Raw genomic sequence first — 25,806 nt, 5'->3', positions numbered from 1 at the left:
CCATGCAGCTTTCCGTGAACGGATCAGACACCTTCATCGCGACCGGCGGCAAGCCGTTCGACCCGTCGCTGCCGGCGGTGGTGATGATCCACGGCGCCGGTTTCGATTCCTCGACCTGGGCGCTGCACAGCCGCTGGTTCGCCCATCACGGATTCTCCGTGCTGGCGCCGGACCTGCCGGGCCATGGCCGCTCCGCCGGCAAGCCACTCCCGACCATCGCCGAGATGGCCGACTGGATCGCGGCGCTGATCACGGCGGCCGGCGCATCGAAGGCGCGGCTGATCGGCCATTCGATGGGCTCGCTGATCGCGATCGAGGCCTCGGCGCGGCATCCTGACAAGGTCTCCGGCCTCGCGCTGATCGGCACCGCCGCGACCATGACGGTCGGCCCCGATCTCTTGAAGGCCGCCGAAGCCAATGATGTCGCGGCTATCGACATGGTCTCGATCTGGGGCCTCGGCTTCAAGGCCGAGCTCGGCGGCAGCCTCGCGCCGGGCCTGTGGATGCATCAGGGCGCGCAGCGGGTGCTGCAGGAGGCGAAGCCGGGCGTGCTGTACAACGACCTCAATGCCTGCAACGCCTACCAGAACGCGCTCACGGCGGCTGCCGCGGTCAAGGTGCCCGCGACCTTCATCCTCGGCGAGCGCGACATGATGACCCCGGCCAAGGCCGGCAAGACACTCGCCGCGGCGACGCCGAACGCCCGCACCGTGGTGCTGCCGGGCGCCGGCCATATGATGATGGTCGAGCAGCCCGACGAGCTGCTGGCGGCGCTGCAGTAGGGGCGCCGCGAACTCCTCCTTCCCTTCTCCCCTCATGTCCGCCGGAGCCTTGGCGAAGGCGGATGCGGGAGAAAGTGGCCGCAGGCGGCCCACGGGGCCGCCGTCCTTGCGGGACGCCGATGCCGCATCGGCTATGCGCAGTCCACGCCGGATGAGGGGTCTGTCTCCGCGGAGAGAGCCCCCTCAACCAGCTCCGATGCTTTCACATTCGAAGTGCCCGTTGCCGCCACCACCCAAAATATCGAAAACAACCCCATGCAAAGGAGCAGGGCCGCCGGCCCTCGGACAGGCAACTTGACATGTCGGGCAACTCAGCGATACCTTCTATTATTCAGAAATACCGCAAATGCTCAGCCCGACAGCGTAAGCGTCCGTCGCGAAGAGCGAATTGCCTTGCGTTGAGTCCTTTTGCACTCTCAGGCTAGGAGGCCGATGCATGATGAAGATGATGACCGTCGCATGCACTCTCGGAGCGGCCCTGGTGCTGTGTAACCTCGGGACATCAGGTGCTGAAGCCCGGACGCGGAAGGCACAAGTCGTTCATGAACGAACGAGGTCGTGATCCCGTGGCGGTGGCCATACTGGTGGTGAACGGCGATCACGCCAAATGGATCGCATTCCGGTGCCTCGGTAAGCAGCGGCAGATACCCGGACTGCGTATCGACGGGGGCGGCCAACTTATGCAACCGGCCATGGCCGGGCTAATTAATGATCATCCACCAAACGCCACCGGAACACTTCGGCGGCGTTGTTGCGTTTGCCGTACCAGACGACCGAAAAAAGAGCCGCCAAGGGGCTCCTTGGCGGCTCACTTGGGGATGCGTTTGGGTTTGGGGTAAACGCACGCCTCCATCTACCAGCGCCTTCCCCTCATTTGTTGACCGAGATCAAGCAAGAGCCTGCGTTTCGACACCAACAACTGCTCGCGAATGATAACGTGCGATTTCTCGCAGAATTGCTCAAACAGCAGGCGCTCGGAGCGGGCGATGTTCTGCTTCTCGACAAAGCGCTGCATGCTCAACTCTCTATCCAGAAAGCGGATTCGTCGCTTCGCCCAGCAACTTGCCAGTCGAGCTATCGAGAAGATGCAGTTTTGCACAGGCTGCGCACACCACTGATTGGTACATGCGCTCCGACGTATCGGCCGGAGCGGCGAGCCAATGCTGGACATTCATGCCGGTACTTGGACACTTGAACATGATCGGGCGAGCCATGCCATCAATATGTGACAGGCTGACGGCCCGTGGAACTACGTATGTATACGTAGGCTATGAGGACGCTCTGGCGAGGTCCGGCGATCGTCAGTGCGGGGAACACAGGGTTTGCCACGGGCTGGTGAACAGGCAAGAAGCTGGCACAGGCGAATCGGTTTCGCTCCGGGAAATTCCCTACGCAAACGAGCCGAATTTTCTGATCGGGTTGCCCCAGCTATAAATCGAACCGTCATTGTTTTGCGGCGTTGGCGTGAGAGTAACCGCGCGCCGATGGAGTAAAATCGACCGTGGATATCGCGGCGACGGCTCAGACCAGCCCAAGACTTACGAAAACCCCGATCTCGATCAGCATGACCACAGCTGTGATCATCGTCACAAGAAACACATCACCTATCGTTGGAACTTGCATGGCTCGCCTCCAGTTCTCGCGATGACGTGAAAGGCTACGGCCGAGCACGCGCGGAGGTTCTGACTTGGATCAATCTAAGACGGCTGCTCGAACGACGCGATCATGGAGCAGCGTGTCAGCCCTTCGGAGGAGTCGGCTCGACGATCGTATCCACATAGACCAAATGCGGTCCCGTAATCCTACGGCATTTGATGTAGCGCAACGAATGAGGTGGAAGGGATCATTAGGGTTCGTTCGGTTGCGGAATGAGTTGCCGCGCGGGGCGGGCGCAACAAGGGCGGCTGTTGGGATAACCCCCTTACTAGCAGTCGCCCGAAAGAGGCCGCCTCGCCGGCGGCCTCTTCCTTCTCTGGTCTCAGCAATGGCTTGGCCGCCGTGCAGTTGCAGACCGATCTCACCTGCAGCATTTTTCAGTTTTGTTTGCGCTAGCGCAACGAAGTCGAGCAAGGAGGTTCGCTAGTTTCTCCACAAAACTAGCAATTATGTTGCGTCAGGTAGCGTGATGGACAGGTACATAGCTCGCGCGAATATCGATCATTTTCTTGATCTCTTGGCCGACAGCGATGTCGATCCTGTAAGGCGAACCGTTATCGTCAGACTGCTGCGCTTTCAACTCGACAAGCAGAGCCACCATCCGGACCAACTGAAGTTTGTCGAGAGCAGAACAGCGGATGGTCAGGTTCATTTCAACAAGATCAAATGTTTGCGAAATGGTCTTGCCGACCCGACGGCTCGCGCCGAGGCGGATGCCCTTGCGGCACAAGAGGCGGTCCAAAAATTACTCCAGTTCTGTTGCGAGCGGCTGCGTGCCGACGCGCCTCACCAGGCCTTTGGAGAACCGCGATGCTAATCTTCTTACCGGAGAGGCTGCAACAATTGGGTCCGCCTAGATGCGTGGCGTGCGAGGTAGAACGAGAACTGATTGCCGCCGGGCCAACCGACAACACGTATCAATGCCCGGCTTGCAGGGCGGTCCTGCGGTTTGCGCGAGAAGCTCGCGAATCCGACTGGAATATCTCGGGCATACTTGTCGCGTGACCGCTGCGTTGCGCTGTCAATCCGCCACTTAATGTTAAGGCCAATATGGTCATCACCGATCTCAAAAGGCATTTCCTGAAGTTGTGCGCCGACGAAGAGGTCGATGTCCAATGGTGCGACAATCCATTGCAGGCGCTTGCGCTGAGCGGTGAGCTGGAGTTCATTCGAACGCCGCGCATTGCGTCGGAGATTACCTATGCGGTCGCGATGCATGAGCTGGGCCACATCAAGAGCGGTGACCGATCCACCGACCAGATCGCGCGTGAACGCGCCGCGTGGGACTGGGCGCGATGCAACGCGTTGAAGTGGACTCCGCACATGGAAGGTTATGCGGCCGCCTCGTTGCGGTGGTACGAAGAGCACTTGCCAGAACCCGCAGGCAAAACCCGGCAGCCGCTGAAGAGGCCGCTGGATTGAACGCAAGTAACGTCTCGGGGATGAAATGTGGCTCCCTTCTGCCCGGTTTTGCCGGGCGGGCTATCCCGGGCGACCACGTTAGGGAAACCTGCGTAGGTCGCTGGGTCCAGCCGGCGAACTACGGGAGCGATCGAGTTACCGAGCGACCCGTGAAGGCGTAGTCGCAATTGCCCTCGCTTGCTTGATGACCTCCAGCGCAGGAACGATAACCCGCCGCGCCGAGATGTCGACCCCGCCATTCTCGCGATTGACTTCGTCGCGGTGGATCGGCAGCAGCTTTCAGGATCCGGGAGCATCGTGACCAGGGCGAACCGCCGTCATGGCAGGGCAATCCGAACCTGTGGCGAAAGCGGCCGAGCTGCGTGCGGCGCTGGTGCTAGTCGCCATGCGCAGCCTGACTTCGTGACTTCTCCTCCTTCAGAGTGCGCGCGGCACCCTTGATCGCCTCAGCAAGCGTAGCCCGCATGAGCGAAGCGACATCCGGGGTCGACATGCAACGCGCAAGATCAATCCCGCATATCGCTTCGCTCATGCGGGCTACTTGCTATCTCTTGATCATGACGGATCGCGACTAGTGCTTTGCAACGCAGGATTGGACACGGCTTTAGCACCGGCTGGCTTTTCCTCTGCCGCTTGTGCGAGTTTCCTCCATTCCCTCGGCAGCCTGCAGCCAAGCTTCCTTCGCGCTCGCGGACGTGGCCTTGGCCGCCTCGTCTTCACATTCGGCAGCTTTCTGCCGGTATCGTTCAATGTCCTGCGAAGGCATGTGCTTGGGCAACTACCTTGACGGAAGAGGTTCCAAGGTTAGCGCTGCGGCGCGCCGGAGCGCAGCCGTATGACTACGGTGCCAGAGAGCAGACCAAGCCACCAACCGTGTGGCCGGGGGGGGGACAGCCCGGCAAGTCCTGAAGCTCTGCGCCCCGCTCTACGACGGAAAGTCAGCAGACTTGACCTGAATACGGTCGGCATGCAGCGACCATTCGCAAAGCCTTTCCGCTTCGCAGAATCTCTTCTTGGCGATCTCCTCGGCCTCCCCCTCAGTCGGAGCATCGATCTCAAGGATCCTCTGGCAAATCTCGGCCTGCCGACCGTTCTCGCCGAGCACATCTTTCATGAAGCAAATGACAAAGTGCGACATCGGGACCTCCCGCAACTTCTGTGAAGTTCGCCTCTTCTAAGCTCATCTGACGTGAGCATTTTTGACGGGGATCAAGCTTCTAGCGGGATGTCGGTTTTTGGTCAAAAGCCGCCTCATGGCAGCCAAACGGGGCGGCGTCCGCTCTGCCCAAATGAGCTGACCTGCTGACGGACGACCTTCAGCTTCGAGCCGAATGGAGACATCCCGGTGCGCGAACCACTACGGATCCCCCCATCCAGCTGCGGAAAATAGATCCCCGCGGAGCCCGGTCTGCTGAGAACCAAAAGCCGCCCTCAGCGCGCTCTGCGACTTCGCACCGAACTGACAATTTCCGATGCAGCAAGCGTAGCCCGGATGAGCGAAGCGACATCCGGGGTCGACATGCAACGCGCAAGATCAATCCCGCATATCGCTTCGCTCATGCGAACTACTTGCTTCGCGGCACACGTCGCCTTCTGTCCCGATTGCACGACGACCCGGGATGACAGCGACGTCAGCGACAAGCCTATCCGCATCCTCCATGGCAGCTTGGACGCGGGTCCGGAGGACATGGAGATAATCGACGATCTTGAGCCAGGGCCTGTACTCATAAATCGAGGCGGCTGGGATCACGCACGTTGGATGTCTGCTATGGCCCCGACAGGAGCGCGAAGGCTGACATTGCCGTATGCCCGAGAGGCTGGGCCAATAGGTGACATTCGAGATGGAAGAGGCCGTCAGCGTCAGCAAGCGAACGGTCTTCACCTTAGTGCTCCCGGGCGCCCCCCTTCCTCAGCCCGTCGACAATATCATCGAACTCCCGACGAAACTGCGGATTGCTTGAGATTGAGTAACCAAGATCGCGGTACCACTGGACCGTAAAGTCTGGTCGGAGCTTGTTCAATTCGGTCAAGCTCTGCTGTGCCTGTTCCAATTGCCCCGTAGCTCCATAAGCCGATGTCAGATCTACATAGGCGTAAAAGTACAAGTTGTTCAGATTGACCGAGCGCCTGCATTCCTCGATGGATTCTCCATATTGGTGCAGGTGCAAGTGTGCATGGCAGAGCCAGTAGCGCCAAAGGTGAGCAAGAGGATCTCTGGGACTAAGACGGAGAGCCAACTGGAGCGGCGAGAAGGCTTCGCGCGCCCGCCCGGTTACGATAAGCGTAATTGTTTTAGCAGCGTAGACAGCTGGATTATTTGGATCGATTTCGAGCGCTGCATCGTATTCAGCCATTGCCTCCTCAGGGTGTCCAAATAGAAGAATGGCTCCCTTGGTCCTATGGGCACTCGCGCTTGCCGGGTTTTTGGACAGAACTCTGTCGACGAGGTCGAGCGCTTGTTTCTTGTCTTCCACAACGGAAGCAGACCATCGATTGTTCGCACCAGTGGCCAAACACTGCGCTTTCCCGACCATGGCCTCTAAGTTGTCCGGATCGAGGCGCAGCGCACTATCGAATAGGTCCTTCGCCTGATCATTTTGGATCTTCGACTGCGGCCCGTAGAGCTTTGCCCAGCCGCGCATCGTGAAGTCCATGGCGTCTGGATTCCTCGACCGGTCCACTTCACTGCGACGGCTTTCGGCTTGGATCAGTTCAATGTTCAGCGAGCGGGCGAGCCGCGCTGTAATCTCGTCCTGCAAGGCGGCGAGGTTCGTACGATCGCCGTCGAAACGATCGGACCATACGTCCCGACCGCTCGCGATATCCGTAAGTGATACGTTGGCCCGGACATGGTCCCCGTTGCGTCGCACCGCGCCCTGGACTGCCCAGCGGATGCCGAGGTCTTTGCCGAGCGTCCTGAAGTCGATCTGCTTGTTCTTGTATGTAAAGGCCGTTCCGCGTCCGATAACGAACGCGCCGGGCATTTGCGCGAGGTCGGTCGTCAGATCGGTCGTAATGCCATCGGCGAAATAGTCCTGCTCCGGATCGTGGTTGAGGTTTGCGAACGGCAGGACGACGAGTGACAAGCGGGGAGCAATGTCGGGCCGCGCGGCAGCCTCCCTCTGCGTCTGCTGCTTGTCCGGAAACACGTCGGTGCGGAGCGTTTTCCACACAGTCCAGTAGCCCACGAGGCCACCCGCGATCGCGCCTATTGCGGCAATCGAAGCGAGCGCCCCGCCGATCAACTGCAGTCGCGCCCGGAGGCGACCCTTAAAGTTGAGAGTCGACGCCCATTTGTCCGTTGGCTCGTTATCAGATGCCGTTTCGTTCAGTGGGCCGTCATCGGATGCCGGTTTGTCCGGCAGCTCGTTGGAGAATTCCGAGTTCGTCACCATAGCCTCCCGCAGGGGCCAAACGTCCGGATAATCAAGCCTAGCAGATTTGTTGCGGCTTCACTTGGTCAACGCTGCTGACTAAGTTTTCACGCCTCCTTTACAAGTCGTTGCAGGACGGTGGTCGCTTACGACGTTGGATAGATTTCCGGTTAGGGTCCACAACCGATAAAGCTCAGGACGAGCACAAGATTTCCGTTACGCCTCCAAGACCCGAGTACACGTCCTGGCTTGGTCGGTCCACACGGATCGCGTAGTCAAAGACGCTTACGAGCACGACCACTCAGGCGGTCGGAAGCAATTTCCACGCGGCTGCTGGCGGCACGCGTCGGGATGGCGAAGGCGCGGTTTAGCGGACGATGCCGCGACGCCGAACGCCTGCATTGTGGTGCTGCGAAGTGCCGGTCACATGATGATGGTCGAGCAGCCCGACGATTGGCGATGGCGGAGCCGCGAGCTCCACGTCCCTTCTCGCCCCGTGGGAGAAGGTGGCGCGGACGCAGTCCGCGACGGATGAGGGGTCTGTCTCCGCGGAGAGAACCCCTCACCCGGTTTCGCTGCTTCCGCAGCGAAACCACCCTCTCCCACGTCCGCCTTCGAAGGCTACGGCGGACATGAGGGGAGAGGGCGCAGCTCGCGCGCGGATAGCGCGCACGCTCACTGCTTCGCGGGCTTCCTTTCGATCGGGTGGATCTCGATCGCGCGGAGACGGCCGAGGCGGAGCACGTCCATCGACAGGGTCCGGTCGATCCGGCTGTGATCGAGCGCGCGGATCAGGTCGTCGACACCGTTGATCTCGATGCCGTCGAGCCTGATCACGACGTCGCCCGGCAGCAGCGCGGCGCGCGCGGCCGGGCTGTCCGGCTCGATCTGCATCAGGAGCGCGCCCATCTTGTTCTCGACGCCGGCCAGCACCGCATGCCGCCGCGGCACCGGCGCGGTCTGGCCGGCGACGCCGATATAGGCGCGGCGGACATAGCCGTGGCGGATGATCTCCGACAGCACGAACTGCGCGGTGTTGCTGGCGACCGCAAAGCAGATGCCCTGCGCGCCGTTGATGATCGCGGTGTTGATGCCGATCACCTCGCCCTTCGACGACACCAGCGGCCCGCCGGAATTGCCGGGGTTGAGCGCGGCGTCGGTCTGGATCACGTCCTCGATGGTCCGCCCGCTGACCGAGCGGATCGAGCGTCCCAGCGCCGACACCACGCCGGCGGTGACCGTCGATTCGAAGCCGAGCGGATTGCCGATCGCAACCACGAGCTGGCCGCGCCGCAGCGTCTTGGAGTTGCCGAGCGAGGCGTAAGGCAGATCGCGCGCGCCGTCGGCGCGCAGCAAGGCGAGATCGGTGTCGGGATCGACGCCGAGCACATGGGCGTCGGTGACGAAGCCCTCGGTGTCGCGCAGGCGGATCTCCTTCGACGATCCGACCACATGGCTGTTGGTCAGCACGAAGCCGTCGGGCGAGATCACGATGCCCGAGCCGAGCCCGCCGCGCTCGCGCGCGTTGCGCACTTTCGGCCCGGTTTCGACCCGGACCACGGCGGGGCCGACACGGTCGGTGACGTCGATCACGGCATTGGAATAGGCATCCAGCAAAGCCCGGTCGTTATCCCGGGCAGCATCGGCCGTCGCCGCTGACGGCACGTCAGCGGCGGAATCTGAGGTAAAATCCAGCATGGCGAGAGTCCTTTGGTCCCCTCAGATGGTGACCGGTTCCCGCCGCCGCAAGTGGTTACGCCCCCGGCCCCGCCCATACCTGCCCAATCGGCTAGGTCGCCCGCCGCAACACCCCGCCACGCTCCCTGACCGGATCGAGCAGCGACCAGTCGCCCTCCGGCAGCACATGGCCTTTCGGGAACGGCGCGCGCAGCTCGAGGCCGAGCGAGCGCAGCACGCGGTCATCGCGGTAGTAGCACTGCAGCACCACGCGGACGAGCGTCGCCGCGGCAGCGCCGCCATGGCTACGAAACTCCCGCGCCACTGCATCGCGCCTGGCATCGTCGAGCTCGGCGAGCGGCTTGCCCGCGAGATCAGCCAGACGATCCAGCGCCTGCGCGACCAGCGCGGTGTCGCGGCCGAGCGTCGCCAGCATGTCGGCCTGGATCGCGGCATCGTCCGCCCCCGGCACCTTGTACTCGTCGCTTGCGGGAACGATCATCGCGGCGACCGTGCGGAGATCGGCGCGCTGGGCTGCGGTCAGTTGATTGCTATCGGACATGTCGGTCTCTGGCGGTCTCAGTCGAACAGATTGGCGAGGCGCTGCTTCATCTGGTCGGCGATGTAGAGCGCAAGGGCCTGGATGGTGGAGGTCGGGTTTACCCCGCCCGAGGTGACGAAGATGCTGCCGTCGACGATGAAGAGGTTCTTCACGTCGTGCGAGCGGCCCCATTCGTTGACCACGGAGCGCGCCGGATCGGTGCCCATCCGCGCGGTGCCGAGCAGATGCCAGCCGCCCCACGGGATCGGATCGTTGATGCAGATGTCGCTGGCGCCGGCGGCCTCGAGAATCTCCCGGCCACGCGCCAGCCCGTGATCCATCATCTTCCGGCTGTTCGCGCTGATCGTGTAGTCGATCTTCGGCGCGGGGATGCCGTGGCTGTCCTTCAGCACGGGATCGAGCGTGACGCGGTTGTGCTCCTCCGGCAGATCCTCGCAGATCGCCGATACCGCGAGACGATGGCCGTTGAGCTTGCGGAACACGCGGTGATGATCCTTGCCCCAGGGCAGGATGCCCTTCTGCTCGCTCGCGACCGCCTCGAACACCGGCCCGGCGCCGCGGCCGAACTGGATGCCGTAGCCGCGGACGAAGCCGCGCGACAGATCGGTGTCGTAGAACTCCTTGCTCCACAGGCAGGTCGGCGGCGCGCGGTTGCTGTCGGTCGGCTCCTTCACGAAGCCGTAGATCTGCGCATAGGGGTGGAACATCAGGTTCTTGCCGACCAGGCCCGACGAATTGGCGAGGCCATTCGGGAATTTGCCTGACGCCGAATTGAGCAGCAGCCGCGGCGTGCCGACACCGTTGCAGGCGATGATGACGACTTCGGCCGGCTGAAACTGCTCGACGCCGTCCTTGTCGTAATAGACGGCGCCGGAGGCCATGCCGTGCTCGTTGGTCAGGATCTCGCGCACCCGGCAATGGGTCTTGAGCTCGACCCCGGCGCGGACCGCGTGCGGCCAGTAGGTGATGTCGGTCGAGGCCTTGGCACCCTGCGCGCAGGCCGGCGTGCAGTGGCCGAGATTGATGCAGCGCGCCCTGCCCTCGTAGTCCATCGTCGCCACCGTCGTGTCCGACGGCCACCAGTGCCAGCCGAGCTTGTTCATGGCCTTGCCGATCAAGGGGCCCGATAGCCCGAGCGGCTGCTGCGGCATCGGCGGGTGGCTCAGCGGCGACAGCGGATCGCCCGACAGGCCGGAGACGCCCATCATCCAATCGTTCTCCTCGAAGAACGGGGTGAGCGCGTCGTAGTCGATCGGCCAGTCGTCGGCGACGCCGTCGAGCGTCTTCACCTTGAAATCGGACGGATGCAGCCGCGGCCAGTGCGCGGTGTACATCACCGTCGAGCCGCCGACGGCGTTGAAGTTGACGACCTTGATCGGCGAATTGTCGTCGTTGATCGGGTAGTCCTCGGGCCGGCGGCGGACGTTCGGGCTGGACGACCACTCGCCGTAGAACTTCGCCTCCCAGTCGCGCCCGGTGCTCGGATATTCGGCCGGATTCATCCAGCCGCCCTGATCGAGGCAGAGGATATGCATCTTGGTATCGGCGAGGCTCCAGGCCACCGCGGCGCCGGAGGCGCCGGCGCCGATGATCAGGACGTCAACGGGATCGTTCTTCATTCTTGTTCCTTGAAGTCTCTTCTTTCGTCATTGCGAGGAGCGATAACAATGACGGGGTAATGCAGCTCAATTGACGATTCTCACCGGCAAGCTTCGTATACCGCGAATGAAATTGGAATAGAGCCTTTGCGGCGGGCCCATCATCTCAAAACGCAGATCGCGCGCCAGAACCTCCTCCCAGAGGATGCGCAGCTGCTGCTCGGCGAGGCGGTCGCCGACGCAGCGGTGGACGCCGGCGCCGAAGGCGAGATGCTGGCGCGGCTTGGCGCGGTCGATGATGAATTCGTCGGCGCGCTCGATCTTGTCCTCGTCGCGGTTGCCGGAGATGTACCACATCACGACCTTGTCGCCCTTCTTGATCCGGCGGCCGGCAAGCTCGACATCATTGCGTGCGGTGCGGCGCATGTGCAGCACCGGCGTGTGGTAGCGGATGGTCTCGGAGACCAGGTTCGGGATCAGCTCCGGCCTGGCGCGGACCAGCTCGAACTGCTCCGGGTTCTCGCACAGCGCCATCAGCCCGGCCGACATCGAATTGCGCGTGGTGTCGTTGCCGCCGACGATCAGGAGCCCGATCGTGCCGATGAACTCGCGCGGCTCCAGATTCCGCGTCGCGTCCGAATGCGCCAGCATCGAGATCAAATCGAAAGTCGGCGGCGCATCGATCCGCGCGTCCCACAGCTTGCGGAAATATTCTCCCATCTTGACCAGTTCGGCGGTGCGTTCAGCCTCCGAATGCACCACCGCGTCGGGGGATTCGACGTTGGCGATCGCGACATCCGACCACCAGGTCAGCTTGGCGCGGTCTTCGGAGGGGAAATCGAACAGCGTCGCCAGCATCATGTTGGTGAGGTCGACCGAGACCCGCTCGGCCCAGTCGAAGGTCTCGTTGCGCGGCAACGCGTCGAGCACGGCCGAGGTGCGCTTGCGGATCAGGGTGTCGAAATTGGCAAGGTTCGACGGCGCCACGATCGGCGCCACCGTGCGACGCTGCGCGGTGTGGCCGGGCGGGTCCATGCGGATGAAGCTCGGCCGCTCCTGCCCCTTCGGCTGGTCCGCGACCTGGATACCGCCGAGCTCGGAGGCCGACGAATAGTTCTGGTGATCCAGCTCGACCGCGAAGATGTCGTCGTAGCGCGTCACCGACCAGTACGGGCCGTAGGCCGACGCCTCGCAATAATGCACGGGATTGTCGCGGCGGAGCTGCGCGAACAGCGGCCGCCAGGTGTCGTCCTGATAAAGCCGGGGATTGCTGACGTCTGTCGACGTCGGCCTGCGCAGCGCCTCTCCCATCGCTTCACTCCCGTTAGGTTCCGTCGCCGCTTGGCGGGCGATCGTTGTGTCGGGCCGACGATAGAGGGAATCCCGCGGCCGAGTAAAGCCACGGGGCGGACAGTCCGCCGCGCGGAATGCGCGCGGGCCCACGCACCCGGCAAATCCCGATAGCTGCCCCGCTGTTCGATGTTTGTCGGCAGCGGGAAGACCGGCTAGCCTTGCCGGCAATCGATCCATCAGGGAGCAACGACAGGTGGCCGAATTGCGCCAGGACAACACCGCCCAGACGGCTGCGCTGGACTACGACGTCATCATCATCGGCGCCGGCCTGTCCGGCATGTACCAGCTCTACCGGCTGCGCGAGCTCGGTCTTAGCGCGCGCGTGTTCGAGGCCGGCACCGGCGTCGGCGGCACCTGGTACTGGAACCGCTATCCCGGCGCGCGCTTCGATTCCGAAAGCTATTCCTACGGCTACTCGTTCTCGAAGGAGCTGCTCGAGGAATGGGAGTGGTCGGAGCATTTCGCCGGCCAGCCCGAGACCTTGCGCTACTGCAATTATGTCGCCGACAAGTTCGACCTGCGCCGCGACATCCAGTTCGAGAGCCGCGTCACATCAGCGATCTACCAGGACGACACGCGTAGCTGGCGGATCACGCTGGAGAGCGGCGCGCGGCACGCCTGCCGCTTCCTGATCACCGCGATCGGTCCGTTGTCGACCCCTACCCTGCCGCGCATCGAGGGCCGCGACGATTTCAGGGGCCAATCGTTTCACACCGCGCGCTGGCCGAAGCAGAAAGTGGATTTCACCGGCAAGCGCGTCGCCGTGATCGGCACCGGCGCGACCGGCATCCAGACCATCCAGACCATTGCCGGCGAGGTCGGGCATCTCACCGTGTTCCAGCGCACCGCCAACTGGGCGGCGCCGCTGCACAACGGCAAGATCGACGCCGAGACGCAAGCCAGGATCAAGGCCGGCTATCCCGAGATCTTCGCGCGCTGCAAGGAGACCTTCGCCTGCTTCGTTCATACGCCCGATCCCCGCGGCGCGTTCGAGGTGAGCGAGGAGGAGCGCGAGGCGTTCTACGAGAAGCTCTATGGCGAGCGCGGATTCGGCATCTGGCAGGGCAATTTCAAGGATATCCTGATCGACCGCGCGGCGAATGCCACGATCAGCGATTTCGTCGCGCGCAAGATCCGCGAGCGCGTCAGGGATCCCAAGGTCGCGGAGATGCTGATCCCGAAGAACCACGGCTTCGGCACGCGGCGGCTGCCGCTCGAGACCTTCTATTACGAGGTCTACAACCGCGACAATGTCGAGCTCGTCGACATCAAGGAGACGCCGATCGAGCGGATCACGCCCGAGGGCATCCGGACGACCGACAAGGACTACGCCTTCGACATCATCATCTACGCCACCGGCTTCGATGCCATCACAGGCAGCTTCGACAAGATCGATTTCCGCGGCGCGCACGGTGCGCGGCTGAAGCAGAAATGGACGCACGGCCCCGCGACCTATCTCGGGCTGATGGTCGACGGCTTCCCCAACATGATGATGCTGATGGGCCCGCACACCGCGCTCGGCAACATCCCGCGCAGCATCGAATACAGCGTCGACTGGGTCACCGGGCTGATCCGCTTCGCGCAAGCGAAAGGCCTGACCTTCCTCGATGCCACGCCCGAGGGCACCGCCGACTGGACCGAGCATGTCAAGGCGCTCGGTACAGGCCTGCTCTCCAACGAGGTCGATTCCTGGATGACCGGCATCAACCGCAACGTCGAAGGCAAGCAGACCCGCATCGTCGCCCGCTACAGCGGCAGCGCCCCGGCGTATCGCGCGCGATGCGACGAGGTGGCGGCGAAGGGCTATGTGGAGTTGCGGTTGGGCTAACGTGCGTATTGAGGCGAAGCGCGAGCCACACCCACCGCCGTCGTCCCGGCTTTCGCCGGGACGACACAGAGTGTGTTGCGCCGTCACCTTACCACGCATCGATGCACGGCCGCTTGCGGTGGGTCCGCGGCTCGGGCTTCGGCACCGAGCGGAGGCCGGCCATGATCCAGTGCCTGGTGTCGGCGGGATCGATCACCTCGTCGATCTCGAGCACCGAGGCGATCGAGACCGCCTTGCCGTTGGCGTAGAGCTCGGCGACCTTGGTCTGGAAATACTTCTCGCGCTCGACCGGATCCTCGATCGCCTCCATCTCCTTGCGGAAGCCGAGCCGGACATAGCCTTCGAGGCCCATGCCGCCGAACTCGCCGGTCGGCCACGCCACCGTGAAGAACGAGGCGTGGAAGCCGCCGCCGATCATCGATTGCGCGCCAAGGCCGTAGCCCTTGCGCAGCACGACGCCGAACAGCGGCACCGTGATGCTCGCGCCGGTGACGAACATCCGCGCGACGTGGCGCACGATCGCGGTCTTCTCGGCCTCGGGGCCGACCATGAAGCCCGGCGTGTCGCACAGCGAGACGATCGGGATGTCGAAGGCGTCGCACAGCTGCATGAAACGCGCGGCCTTGTCGCCGGCCGGCGCGTCGATCGCGCCGCCGAGATGCTTTGGATTGTTGGCGATCAGGCCGAACGGCTTGCCCTCGATGCGGATGAAGGCCGTGATCATGCCGACGCCGAAATCCCTGCGGATCTCCAGCACCGAGCCCTCGTCGGCGATCAGGTCGATGACGTTGCGGATGTCATAGACCCGCAGGCGATTTTCCGGGATCGCGCGGCGCAGCAGCCGCTGGTCCGGCGCCTTCCAGTCCTGCACGGCGCCCTGGAAGTAGGACAGATATTTCTGCGCCACCGTGGTCGCCTCTTCCTCGTCCTCGACCAGGATGTCGATTACGCCGTTCGGCGACTGGAACGAGACCGGGCCGACCTCGGCCGGATGGTAGACGCCGAGCCCGCCGCCCTCGATCATCGCCGGGCCGCCCATGCCGATCGAGGCGTTCTTGGTCGCGATGATCACGTCGCAGACGCCGAGCATCGCGGCATTGCCGGCGAAGCAATAGCCGGCGACCACGCCGACCACGGGCACCAGCCCCGAGAGCTTTGCGAACTGCACGAAGGACGGGCCGTCGAGGCCGGTCATGCCGAGCCGGTCGGTATCGCCGGGACGGCCGCCGCCGCCCTCGGCATAGAACACCAGCGGCATGCGCCACTGCTCGGCGAGGCCGAGCATGCGGTCGATCTTCTTGTGGTTCATATGGCCCTGGGTGCCGGCGAGCACGGTGTAGTCGTAGGAGATCACCATGCAGCGCGCGCCGTCGGCGCCGAAATCCCTGGCGTTGACGGTGGCGACGCCGGCGATCAGCCCGTCGGCCGGCGTGTTCTTGACGAGGTCCTCGACCTTGCGGCGGCGGCGCTGCGCCGCGATCGCCAGCGAGCCGTATTCGACGAACGAGCCCTCATCGACCAGCTGCGCGATGTTCTCGCGCGCGGTGCGCTGGTTGGTCTTGCGGCGACGCTCGACCGAGGCCGGGCGGTTCTCGTCCAGCGTGATCGCCTTGCGCGCGATCAGCTCGGCGAGATCAGGCCGGATGTGATCGAGATCGATCGCTGCCTCCTCCGCCGCGTGGTGGCCGTCGACCTCGGCAGGCTCAAAGAACAGGATCGGCTCGCCATGCATCAACGTGACGCCGATGCCGCCCGCGATCCTGGTCACCCGGCCGCCATGCGGCGCGGTGACGAGATGCTCCATCTTCATCGATTCCAGCACCGCGATCTGCTGGCCGGGCCGAACCAGATCGCCCTCCGCGACCTCGATCGCCACGATGGTGCCCTGCAGCGGCGCGGGCACCGGAAGCGATCCTTCGGGTGCAGCTTCGATAGTGGCAGGTTTGGCCGCAGCCGCCTCGCTCACCTCGAGCAGCGGCGCGGCATGCTCCTGCGCCGCGCCGACCAGCGCCGCCACATGGGTATCGATGAAGTTGGTGCTGATCTTGTTCCGTCCAAAACTCTGATGCGTCAGGATCGCGCCGAGGAACGGGATGTTGGTGGCGACGCCGCCGATGCGGAATTCACGCAAGGCGCGCGATGCCTTGTGCACCACGTCGGTCCATTTTGGGCTCGGCGAATGCACGATGACTTTTGCCAGCAGCGAGTCGAACGCGGCAGAGGTCCGGTAGCCGGAATAGCCGAAGGTATCGACGCGAACGCCGGGGCCGGACGGCAGGTCGAACACACTGAGCGTGCCGCCGGTCGGTTTTGTCACCCCCTTCTCGTCCATCACCTCCATGTTGACGCGAAGCTGCATCGCATAGCCGCGCGGCAGCGGCACCGCCGATTGGGCGAGGCCGAGCGAGACCAGCGTGGCGCCGGCGGCGACCGCGAGCTGCGAACGCACGAGGTCGATGCCGAGCACTTCCTCGGTGACGGTGTGCTCGACCTGGAGCCGCGGATTGGCCTCGATGAAGGCAAACGCCCCCTCGCTCTCCCCGGCTTCGTCATCGACCAGGAATTCGAAGGTGCCGAGATTGTCGTAGCGTGCGGCGGACGCGAGCTGCTTCGCCGCCTCGATGATGCGCGCGCGCATTCCCTCGCTCAGCGACGGGCTCGGCGCCACCTCGATGAGCTTCTGGTTGCGGCGCTGGATGGTGCATTCGCGCTCCCAGAGATGGCTGATCGCGCCATGGCGGTCACCGATGATCTGCACCTCGATATGGCGCGCCTTGCGGATCAGCCGCTCGACATAGACCGCATCGCTGCCGAACGCCGCCTTGGCCTCCGACTGGCAGCGCGCATAGGCCTCGTCGAGCCTGGCGGCATCCTCGACCAGGCGCATGCCGCGCCCGCCGCCGCCGGCGATCGCCTTGATCATCACGGCGGCGCCGGCGCCGAGCGCGGCGAAGAACGCCTTTGCCTCGTCGAGACTGGTCGCGCCCGAAGTGCCGGCAATGATCGGGACGCCGCATTTCTTCGCCAGCGCCTTTGCCTTGGCCTTGTCGCCGAACAGATCGAGCGCCTCCGGCGATGGGCCGACGAAGGTGATCCTCTCCTCGGCACAGCGCCGCGCGAGCTGCGTGTTCTCGCTGAGGAAGCCGTAGCCCGGATGCAGCGCATCGCAACCCGTGGCCTTGGCCGCCGCGATGACGGCCTCGATGTCGAGATAGGCCCGCGCGCCGCGGCCCGGAATCTCGTGGCTTGCGTCGGCGGATCGGACATGCAGCGAGGCGGCATCGTCGGCGGGATGGATCGCGACGGTCGCGATGCCGCTGTCGGCAGCGGCGCGGGCAATCCGGATCGCGATCTCACCGCGATTGGCAATCAGCAATTTCTTGAACGACATCACAATTTCACCAAAGGCTCTTTTGTTTGAGCATGATCTCCGCGCAAACGCTTCGCGTTTGTCGCGCGGGAGAACCGGTACCCACTTTTCCGGATCATGCTCTAGCGATCCTTCATGGTCGGATCGAGCACGACACGCAAGGACTCCCCGAGCGCATTGAACGCCAGGGAGACGACGAGAATGGCAAGGCCCGGCGCATACATCTGCTCCGGGGCGATTTCCATGTATTGATAGGCGCGCGCCAGCATGGCGCCCCAGCTCGGGTCCGGCGGCTGGATGCCGAGGCCGAGGAACGACAGGCTGGCCTCTGCCAGCAGCGCGGCGGCGAGCAAGAGCGTCACCTGCACGATGACCGGTTGCAGCGTGTTCGGCAGCACGTGGCGCCACAGCACATGCCAGGTCGGCGCGCCGAAGCCTCTGGAGGCATCGACATAGAGCTCCTGCCGCACGATCAGCGTGCGGGCGCGGACGATGCGCGCCAGCGCCGGAAACATCGTGATGCCGACCGCGATCATGCCGTTGGTGAGCCCGATGCCGAGCGCGCCGGTGACCGCGATCGCCAGCACGATGGCGGGGAACGACAGGAAGGTGTCGATGATGCGGCTGATGATGTCGTCGATCCAACCGCCGAAATAGCCGGCGATGAGGCCGACCGGCAGCCCGATCAGGACCGCGACGCCGACCGCAAGCAGGCTGGCATAGACGGTGGCCGGCGCGCCGTAGATCAAACGCGAGAAGATGTCGCGGCCGAGATCGTCGGTGCCGAGCAGATGGGCCGGCCCCGGCGGCGCCAGCATGTTGTTGACGTCCTGCGCGGTCGGCGCATAGGGCGCGATCCAGGGCGCGCCGATTGCGACCACGACGAGCACCACAAGCACCAGGATCGACAGCCCGGCCCTGAGGTCGCCGGCGAGCCAGCGCGCAAATCGCCGCAGCCGCGTCGGCCGCGCCGGTGCCTTCAGGGGAGCGAGCGCCACCTCGGTCATTGCTCGATCCTCGGATCGACCGCGGCGCACAGCAAATCGGTGACCAGGTTCACCGCGATGACAACCACCACCATGGTGAAGACGACGCCCTGCACGATCGGGAAATCGCGCTGGATCGCGCCGCGCACGATCAGGCTGCCCAGGCCGGGAATCGCGAACACCGCCTCGATCACCACGGTCGCCGCCAGCATGCGGTTGACCAACAGGCTGACGATGGTGAGCAGATTGACGCCCACATTCTTCAGGCCGTGCTGCCAGAGGATGCGCGACATCGACAGCCCCTTGGCATGCAGGGTGCGGACATATTGCGACGACAACACCTCCAGCAGCGCGCCGCGCAGCTGGCGCGCGACCTCGGCCATGCCGTAGGCCGCGATCGCGATGCCCGGCAGCAGCGCATGCCTGATCGCATCGACCGGCGAGGCGCTGAAGGATTTCGCGCCGGTCGCCGGCAGCCAGTTCAGCTTCAACGAGAATTCCGCCACCAGGATCATCGCGAGCCAGAAGCCGGGCACCGCGACGCCGAGCGACGCCAGCATGCTGATCAGCTTGTCGACCCAGCCGTTCGGCTGGATCGCGGCCATCACGCCCATCGGGATGCCCGTGACCAGCGCCAGCGCCAGCGCGATCACGACGATCAGCAGCGTGTTCGGAAACGCACGCCCGATCGAGTCCGCGACCTTCTCGCCGGTGAGTAGCGATTGCGAGAGATCGCCCTGCGCGACATTGCCCAGCCAGGCGCCGTATTGCACCAGGAACGGGCGGTCGAGGCCGTAGATCTTCCTGATCTCGGTGATCCGCGCGTCGGTCGCGTTGTCGCCCGCCAGTGTCACGGCGATGTCGCCGGGCACCAGCTTGAGCAGCGCGAACACCATGAAGGTCGCGAGCAGGACCACGGGCAGCGCCTGCACGAGGCGGCTGCCGACGACCTTGACCGGTGACCGTCGCGCCATCGCCTAACTCCCGAGCCAGACGTCGTCGTATTTCGGCTTGCCGAGCAGGTTCGGCCGATAGCCCTGCACCTTCTTGTTCATCGCGACCAGCTCGAACTGGAACGCGAGCGGCACCACGAAGGCATTCTCCATCACCAGCCGCTGCACGGTGGAGAACGCCTTGCGCCTGACCTCGATATCCTCAGACGCACGCGATTCCTTGATCGCGGCCTCGAGTTCGCCCGGCACTGGCGCGCGGCCGGCATTGTAGTAGGCGTCCTTGGTGAACATCAGCGAGTAGGTCAGGCTCGGATCGGGCCGCCCGGTCCAGGCCGAGAGCAGGCCGGCGCCCTTCTTCTCCGCGCCGAAGAAGGCGGCGGAAGCCTCCGCGATCGGGGCGTTGACGAACCGCACGCCGATGCCGGCCTTGCGCAATTGCTCGATCAGGATCTCCTGCCGCTGCACCGAATCCTGGTCCGGATAGCCGCCGAGCTCGATTGGGGTGCCCTCCTTGAAGCCGGCCTCGGCGAGCAGCTTGCGCGCTCGGTCGGGATCATAGGGATAGAGCTTTGCGACCTCGGCGTCATAGGCCCAATGCGCCTTCGGCAAATTCATGTAGGCCGGCTCGGCGAGACCGGCGAGCGCGGCCTTGACGAAGGATTCGCGGTCGATCGCGAAGTTCAGCGCCTGGCGGACCTTGAGATTGTCGAACGGCGGCTTGGCCCAGTTGAGGAAGATCTGAAGCACATAGAGCGTCGGGCCGTGCACCACCTTGACGCTGGAGGCGCGCTCGATGATCACCTTCTGCCGCGGCGGCAGCTGATAGATCAGATCGTTCTGCCCGGCGGTGACCGAGCGGGCGCCGGTGGTGAGCTCGGGAATGATCGAGATCTCGATGGCGTCGGGAAGCGGCCGCTCCGGCTTCCAGTATTTCTCGTTGCGCTTGACCACGATCTTCTCGCCGTCGGCCCAGCTGACGAACGAATAGGCGCCGGCGCCGACCGGCTTGCGCGTCACGACGCCGCCCTCGGCCGCCTTCAGCGCCGTCGGCGACACCATCATGCCGGCGCGGTCGGAAAGAATCCCGGGCAGCGCGGTATCGGGTGTCTTCAGCTTCAACGTCACCTGCTGCGGGCCGGTGACCTCGACCGCGGCGACCGAGAGCAGATCGGCCTTGATGTTCGACTTCGCATCGCTGCGGTTGCGCTCGAGATTGAACCTGACGGCTTCCGCATCGAGCGGCGTGCCGTCATGGAAGGTGATGCCGGCGCGAATGTTGAGCACCAGCGTAGTGGGGTCGGTGAACTTCCAGCTTTCGGCAAGGCCGGGCTTCGGCTTCAGCGTATCGAACTCCCATTCGGTCAGCGTGTCGTACATCGTGAACAGGAAGGCGTGGTCGGAGCCGGCGCCGCCGGTTGCAGGATCGAGGCTCGACGGATTGGCCGGCGCCGAGATGCGCAAGGTGCCGCCCTTCTTCGGCGGGCCTTCCGCGAAGGCGCGGCCGCCGAGCGTGGTGCTGGCCAGTGCGCCCGAGATCAGCGCCATAACCTCGCGTCGTGTCGTCATCGTCATGGCAGGTCCTCCATTATCCCAGGGCGTCAATTTGAATCGGCTTGGCGGCAGACTGGCTGCACCTCTCCCGCTTGCGGGGGAGGGAGTGCAGTTCCTTCGGGGTCGCTATTCGAACTGATCTCATCGCGCGCTAACTCGGCGAAAAATTCGGGCGATCAGCGAAATGGCAGGCCACCCAGTGATCGGGCTTCAGCTCGCGCCACTCCGGCACGCGGTCGGTGCAGAGCGGCTGCGCATGCGGGCAGCGGGTGCGGAAGCGGCAGCCCGACGGCGGATCGATCGGGCTCGGCACCTCGCCCTGCAAGACGATGCGGCTCTCCTGGCGCATCGTGGACGGCAGCGGCCGCGGCTCGGCCGACAGCAGCGCGATCGTGTAGGGATGCAGCGGCCGCTCGGCGACCTCCTCGGTCGGCCCGAGCTCGACGAACTGGCCGAGATACATCACCGCGACGCGCTCGCTGATATGCGAGACCACGGCGAGATCATGGGTGATGAAGACATAGGTCAGCCCGAGGTCGCGCTGCAGATCGGCAAACAAATTGAGCACGTCGCCGCGGATCGACATGTCGAGCGCGGCCACCACCTCGTCGCAGACGATCAGTTTGGGTTTCAGCGTCAGCGCGCGGGCGATCACGACGCGCTGCTTCTGGCCGCCGGACAGCTGGTGCGGGTAGCGCGCGCCGAATTCCTGCGGCAGGCCGACGCGCTCCAGCGCTTCCCGCGCCTGCCGCTCGCGCTCGGCACGGCTGCCGACACCTGCGAGTTCCAGCGGCTCCAGCACCGAGGCCAGAATGGTCATGCGCGGATTCAGCGCGGCGTTCGGGTCCTGGAAGATGATCTGGTAGTCGCGGCGATGGCTTTGAAACTCGCGGCGCGGCAGTGCCGTTGGATCGATGCCGTCATGCAGGATGGCGCCGGCGCTGGGATTGAGCAGGAACACCAGCGCCCGGCCGATCGTGGTCTTGCCCGATCCAGACTCCCCGATGATGCCGAAGGTCTCGCCGCGGCGGACGTCGAAATTGACGCCGTCGACCGCCTTCACGGTGGCGCGGCGATCCGAGGTCTGAAAGCGGACCTGAAGGTCACGCACCGAGACGATGGGCGCGCGGCGCTGTTCGGCGGATGCCGCGGTCATTGCGTCGCGACCTTTGCAGCAGCCGGCGCGCCGGGCGGATGCAGCGCGCCCGGCAGATTGAGCTCGGCAAAGCGCCAGCAGCGCACTCTTCTGCCGCCGCCGGCGTCCTGCAGCTTCTGCTCGGCCTCGCAGCCTTTCGCCGCATGCGCACAGCGGGCCCGAAAGCGGCAGCCGGCCGGCATCTCCGCGATCGACGGCACCCGGCCCGGGATCGACGGCAACCGGCCGTGGCGCGGGCTCAAATGCGGCAGCGAGCGCAAAAGTCCCGACGTATAGGGATGCAGCGGCCGCACCAGCGCCTCGTCGACGGTGGCGTCCTCGATCACCTCGCCGGCATACATCGTGATCATCCGCGTGCAGGTCTCGGCGACGACGCCGAGATCGTGGGTGATCAGCATCAGCGCGGTCTTCGAGGTCGCGCTGATGTCGCGCAACAGCTCGAGGATCTGCGCCTGCACGGTGACGTCGAGCGCGGTGGTCGGCTCGTCCGCGATCAGGAGTTGAGGCCCGCAGATCAGGCTGGCGGCGATCATCACGCGCTGGCGCATGCCGCCGGAGAGCTGGTGCGGATAATCGTCGATCCGACGCTCCGGCGAGGCGATGCCGACGCGGCGCAGCATCTCCAGCGTTTTGGCGCGCGCCTCCTCATGGGAAACATCGGTGTGGACGCGCAGCGTCTCGGCGATCTGGTGGCCGACGGTGAACACCGGGTCGAGCGCGCTCATCGGCTCCTGGAAGATCATCGCGATCCGCTTGCCCCGGATCGCGCGCATCTGCCGCGCGCTGCACGAGGCGAGATCGATACCGTCGAACAGGATCTTGCCGTCGAGGCCGGCAAAATTGCCCGGCAACAGGCGCAGGATCGACAGGCCGGTGATGGTCTTGCCGCAGCCGCTCTCGCCGACGATGCCGACGCGCTCGCCGGGTGCGATGTCGAAGTCGATGCGGCGCGTCGCCTGCCAGACGCCCTGCGCGGTCTTGAAGCGGATGCCGAGCCCGCGCACGGACAGCAGCGGCCGCGCGCCGTCGCGCGCACCCTCCGCCCTGCGCTGTGCCGGCTGGCCTGCCTCCATCAGCCCGCCGCCCGCTTCTTTTCTTTCACCAGTTGCTCCTCCATCAGCATCTCGGTGCCGATAATACCCTCGCGGCTGAGCTCATCGAGCTCGGCGTCGGAGAGCCCGAGCATGCCGCCAAGAATCGCGCGGTTGTGCTCGCCGAGCGTCGGCGGCACTGAACGAATGGCAAATGGTGCATCGCTCTCGCGAAAGGGCATCGACGGCTGCGGATGTCGTCCGATGAACGCGCGGTCGACCTGCTGGATGAAGCCGCGGGCGTGGAGCTGCGGGTCCTCCAGGAGATCGATCGGCAGCCGCGCCACGCCGGAGGCAACGCCGGCAGATTGCAGCGCGGCCATCGCAGCATCGGCATCGCGCGCCGCGGTCCAGGCCATGATCGCAGCCTCGATCTCGGCCTCGATGGCGCGGCGGCCCGCGGCCGTCTTGAGCGTCTCGTCCGCCGCCCAATCCTCGCGGCCGAGCAGCCGCGCGAGCTTTGGCCACATCGCGTCGTCGGAGACCGCGACGACGATCCAGTTGTCCTCTCCGGCGCAGCGAAAGCAGCCATGGGGCACGAAATCGGGATGGCGGTTGCCGTATTTGGTCGGCGGCTTGCCACTGGTCGAATGCGCGACGATCCAGGGCGCGGCGAACGGCATCATGCATTCGATCTGCGCCAGATCGATGAACTGCCCCTGCCCCGTCAGTTTGGCGTGGATCAGCGCGGTCAGCACCGCAGCCGCGCCGTTGAGGCCGCCGACGGCGTCGCCGAACGCGGTATGGCTCATGACGGGCGGACCATCGGGATCGCCGACAACGCTCGGCAGGCCGGAGCCCTGCTCCAGGGTCGAGCCATAGGCACGGCAGTCGCGATGCACGCTGCCGGCGCCGAATGCCGACATCGACATCATCACCAGCTTTGGATTGATCTTGCTGAGCACGTCGTAGCCGAGGCCGAGCTTGGGCAGCACCTCGACCGAATAATTGTCGACCACGAGATCGGCATCGGCGAGCAGGCGCTTCGCCAGTTCAAGCCCCTTCGGCCGGGTCAGATCGAGCGTGATGCCGCGCTTGTTGCGGTTCATGATGCAGTAGCGCACCGACTTCTCGTACATCTGCTCCAGCACATAGGCCGGACGGCGGTCGACGCCGCGCCACCAGTCCGGATACTGGGTCGCCTCGATCTTGATGACGTCGGCGCCGAGATCGGCGAGCGTGCGGGTGCAGATCGGCCCGGCCCAGCCCATCGAAAAGTCGACGACACGGATTCCCTCGAGCGGCAAGCGATCGGTTGCAGCGGGCCTGGGCGCCGGCACGCGCGGCGCAGCCTCGCGCCTCGGCTGCTGCTCGCCGAGATCAGGCACCCGGCCGCCGCGCAACGGCGGCGTTGCGGTCAACCGCTGCATCGTGCCGGCGGAAAAGCCGGTCTCGTCGCCGATGGTGATCGGGACGATGGCGCCACGCGCACGCTTCTCCTCATCGGCGATGAGATCCGCCACCTCCGGCACCGGCACGATCGGAATCCTGCGCTTGAGCCCTTCAGCGAACCACTCCTGCGCGGTCCGCTGCTTCAGCTTCGGCAATATCCTGCCTTCGATCTCGGCGACCTGGCGCAGCCGGTCGACACCCATGACCAGCGTCGGATCGTCGCGCAAATCGTTGAGCCCGAGCATCTCGCAGAACGCGCGCCATTGCGCCGGGGTCACCGTGGTGACGCCGAGCCAGCCCTGCCTGGTCTCGTAGATGCCGACCGGAAAGGTCGGCCAGAACCGGTTGACTCCGATCCGCCGCATGATGTCGCCGCGCTGAAACGCCTCGAACATGATGTATTCGGTGACGGCGATAGACGCCTCGAACAGGCTGAGATGGTTTGCGCGGCCGCGCCCGTCCTGCATGCGCCCGAGCACCGACGATGCGGCGGCGATGAAACCCCACAGCCCGCCCAGAATGCCGATCTGGAAATCCGGCGCATGCATCGGCGGCCCCTGCTCCGGACCGACCAGCTTCACCAGTCCGGTCAGCGCGCGGATCGTGGAGTCCGTCGCCGCGAAATTCGCGTAAGGACCGCGATCGCCGAACCAGGCGAGGTCGAGATGGATCAGGCCGGGATTATCCCGCTTGATCGCGTCGAAATCGATCTCGGGACAATCCGCCGCAGCAATGCCGCGCCCGTCGAGCAGGATGTCGCAGCCGGCGATCAGCTCGCGCAGGCGCGAGACGTCGCGCTTGTCGAGCACGACACTCGACTTGTTGAAGTTGAGGAACGCAAACCACGCGCTCTGGCCTTTGGGCGTCAGCGGCGCGGTGCGGCGAAGGGGATCGCCGTGCGGCGGCTCGACCTTCCGCACATCGGCGCCGAAATCGGCAAACAGCCGCGCACAATAGCTCGTCGCCGCAGCACTTCCGATCTCGACAATCCGCAGATGCGACAACGCGCCCATCAGGCTTCCTCGCGACACATAACCAGCCGGTGACAGCGGCTG

The 25,806-nt window shown here is 64.7% G+C and carries 18 protein-coding genes; 3 read left to right on the top strand and 15 right to left on the bottom strand.

The genetic code is table 11. The annotated features are described in order from the left end of the window. The first annotated feature begins 2 nt into the window (after positions 1-2). On the top strand, positions 3-782 hold the full coding sequence (locus XI02_RS14355; RefSeq protein WP_172648296.1) for an alpha/beta fold hydrolase: 780 nt from the start codon (positions 3-5) through the stop codon (positions 780-782). Between the two features lie 853 nt (positions 783-1,635). Here XI02_RS14355 and XI02_RS14350 read toward each other — a convergent pair. Both XI02_RS14350 and XI02_RS14345 read right to left on the bottom strand, forming a co-directional pair. Then, entirely contained in the window at positions 1,636-1,797 is a 162-nt protein-coding gene (locus XI02_RS14350; RefSeq protein ID WP_016842468.1) for a hypothetical protein, read from the bottom strand. A 1,098-nt stretch (positions 1,798-2,895) separates the two neighbouring features. Continuing rightward, on the bottom strand, positions 2,896-3,180 hold the full coding sequence (locus XI02_RS14345; protein WP_069280623.1) for a hypothetical protein: 285 nt from the start codon (positions 3,178-3,180) through the stop codon (positions 2,896-2,898). Positions 3,181-3,488: 308 nt separating this feature from the next. Here XI02_RS14345 and XI02_RS14340 point away from each other — a divergent pair, with 308 nt between their 5' ends. Continuing rightward, positions 3,489-3,860, top strand: a complete 372-nt coding sequence (locus XI02_RS14340) for a hypothetical protein (RefSeq protein ID WP_016842472.1) — start codon at positions 3,489-3,491, stop codon at positions 3,858-3,860. A gap of 925 nt (positions 3,861-4,785) precedes the next feature. On the opposite strand, the gene XI02_RS14335 is transcribed toward XI02_RS14340, so the two are convergent. From XI02_RS14335 to XI02_RS14310, 6 genes are all read right to left on the bottom strand, one after another. Then, positions 4,786-4,998, bottom strand: coding sequence for a hypothetical protein (locus tag XI02_RS14335; RefSeq protein ID WP_016842474.1), 213 nt, complete (start codon positions 4,996-4,998; stop codon positions 4,786-4,788). A gap of 745 nt (positions 4,999-5,743) precedes the next feature. Continuing rightward, complete coding sequence (locus XI02_RS14330) at positions 5,744-7,252, bottom strand: tetratricopeptide repeat protein (RefSeq protein ID WP_069277741.1); 1,509 nt, start codon at positions 7,250-7,252, stop codon at positions 5,744-5,746. 657 nt (positions 7,253-7,909) lie between these two features. Next, on the bottom strand, positions 7,910-8,932 hold the full coding sequence (locus tag XI02_RS14325) for a S1C family serine protease (protein WP_069277702.1): 1,023 nt from the start codon (positions 8,930-8,932) through the stop codon (positions 7,910-7,912). Between the two features lie 91 nt (positions 8,933-9,023). Beyond that, entirely contained in the window at positions 9,024-9,473 is a 450-nt protein-coding gene (locus XI02_RS14320) for a hypothetical protein (RefSeq protein ID WP_038379408.1), read from the bottom strand. A 17-nt stretch (positions 9,474-9,490) separates the two neighbouring features. Beyond that, positions 9,491-11,092, bottom strand: a complete 1,602-nt coding sequence (locus XI02_RS14315) for a GMC family oxidoreductase (protein WP_172648298.1) — start codon at positions 11,090-11,092, stop codon at positions 9,491-9,493. 66 nt (positions 11,093-11,158) lie between these two features. Then, entirely contained in the window at positions 11,159-12,382 is a 1,224-nt protein-coding gene (locus tag XI02_RS14310; protein ID WP_018270433.1) for a cytochrome P450, read from the bottom strand. 235 nt (positions 12,383-12,617) lie between these two features. On the opposite strand from XI02_RS14310, the gene XI02_RS14305 reads away from it, so the two are divergent. Further along, complete coding sequence (locus XI02_RS14305; protein ID WP_172648299.1) at positions 12,618-14,252, top strand: NAD(P)/FAD-dependent oxidoreductase; 1,635 nt, start codon at positions 12,618-12,620, stop codon at positions 14,250-14,252. Between the two features lie 88 nt (positions 14,253-14,340). Here the strand turns inward: XI02_RS14305 and XI02_RS14300 are convergent, their stop codons facing one another. The 7 genes from XI02_RS14300 to XI02_RS14270 all read right to left on the bottom strand — a co-directional run bounded on the left by XI02_RS14300 (position 14,341) and on the right by XI02_RS14270 (position 25,764). Then, entirely contained in the window at positions 14,341-17,643 is a 3,303-nt protein-coding gene (locus XI02_RS14300; RefSeq protein ID WP_172648300.1) for a carboxyl transferase domain-containing protein, read from the bottom strand. A 101-nt stretch (positions 17,644-17,744) separates the two neighbouring features. Continuing rightward, on the bottom strand, positions 17,745-18,629 hold the full coding sequence (locus XI02_RS14295; protein WP_018270430.1) for an ABC transporter permease: 885 nt from the start codon (positions 18,627-18,629) through the stop codon (positions 17,745-17,747). After that, positions 18,626-19,582 carry an ABC transporter permease gene (locus tag XI02_RS14290; protein ID WP_018270429.1) on the bottom strand — a complete coding sequence of 319 codons (957 nt, stop codon included), beginning with the start codon at positions 19,580-19,582 and terminating at the stop codon, positions 18,626-18,628. The genes XI02_RS14295 and XI02_RS14290 overlap by 4 nt, the downstream gene beginning before the upstream one ends. A gap of 3 nt (positions 19,583-19,585) precedes the next feature. Then, the gene (locus XI02_RS14285) at positions 19,586-21,133 is read right to left on the bottom strand and encodes an ABC transporter substrate-binding protein (RefSeq protein ID WP_016842483.1); all 1,548 of its coding nucleotides are present in this window, start codon (positions 21,131-21,133) and stop codon (positions 19,586-19,588) included. 130 nt (positions 21,134-21,263) lie between these two features. After that, positions 21,264-22,268: an ABC transporter ATP-binding protein gene (locus XI02_RS14280; RefSeq protein WP_172648301.1), complete on the bottom strand. Its 1,005-nt coding sequence runs from the start codon at positions 22,266-22,268 to the stop codon at positions 21,264-21,266. Next, positions 22,265-23,341 carry an ABC transporter ATP-binding protein gene (locus XI02_RS14275; protein ID WP_172648302.1) on the bottom strand — a complete coding sequence of 359 codons (1,077 nt, stop codon included), beginning with the start codon at positions 23,339-23,341 and terminating at the stop codon, positions 22,265-22,267. Before XI02_RS14275 ends, XI02_RS14280 begins: the two co-directional genes overlap by 4 nt. Next, the gene (locus XI02_RS14270; RefSeq protein ID WP_172648303.1) at positions 23,341-25,764 is read right to left on the bottom strand and encodes a CaiB/BaiF CoA-transferase family protein; all 2,424 of its coding nucleotides are present in this window, start codon (positions 25,762-25,764) and stop codon (positions 23,341-23,343) included. Before XI02_RS14270 ends, XI02_RS14275 begins: the two co-directional genes overlap by 1 nt. Positions 25,765-25,806 lie beyond the last annotated feature (42 nt).

This window comes from Bradyrhizobium sp. CCBAU 21365, assembly GCF_015291305.1.
Lineage (GTDB): Bacteria > Pseudomonadota > Alphaproteobacteria > Rhizobiales > Xanthobacteraceae > Bradyrhizobium > Bradyrhizobium elkanii.
Note: the sequence above shows the minus strand (reverse complement) of the source record. Positions and strands in the feature narration are given on the sequence as shown.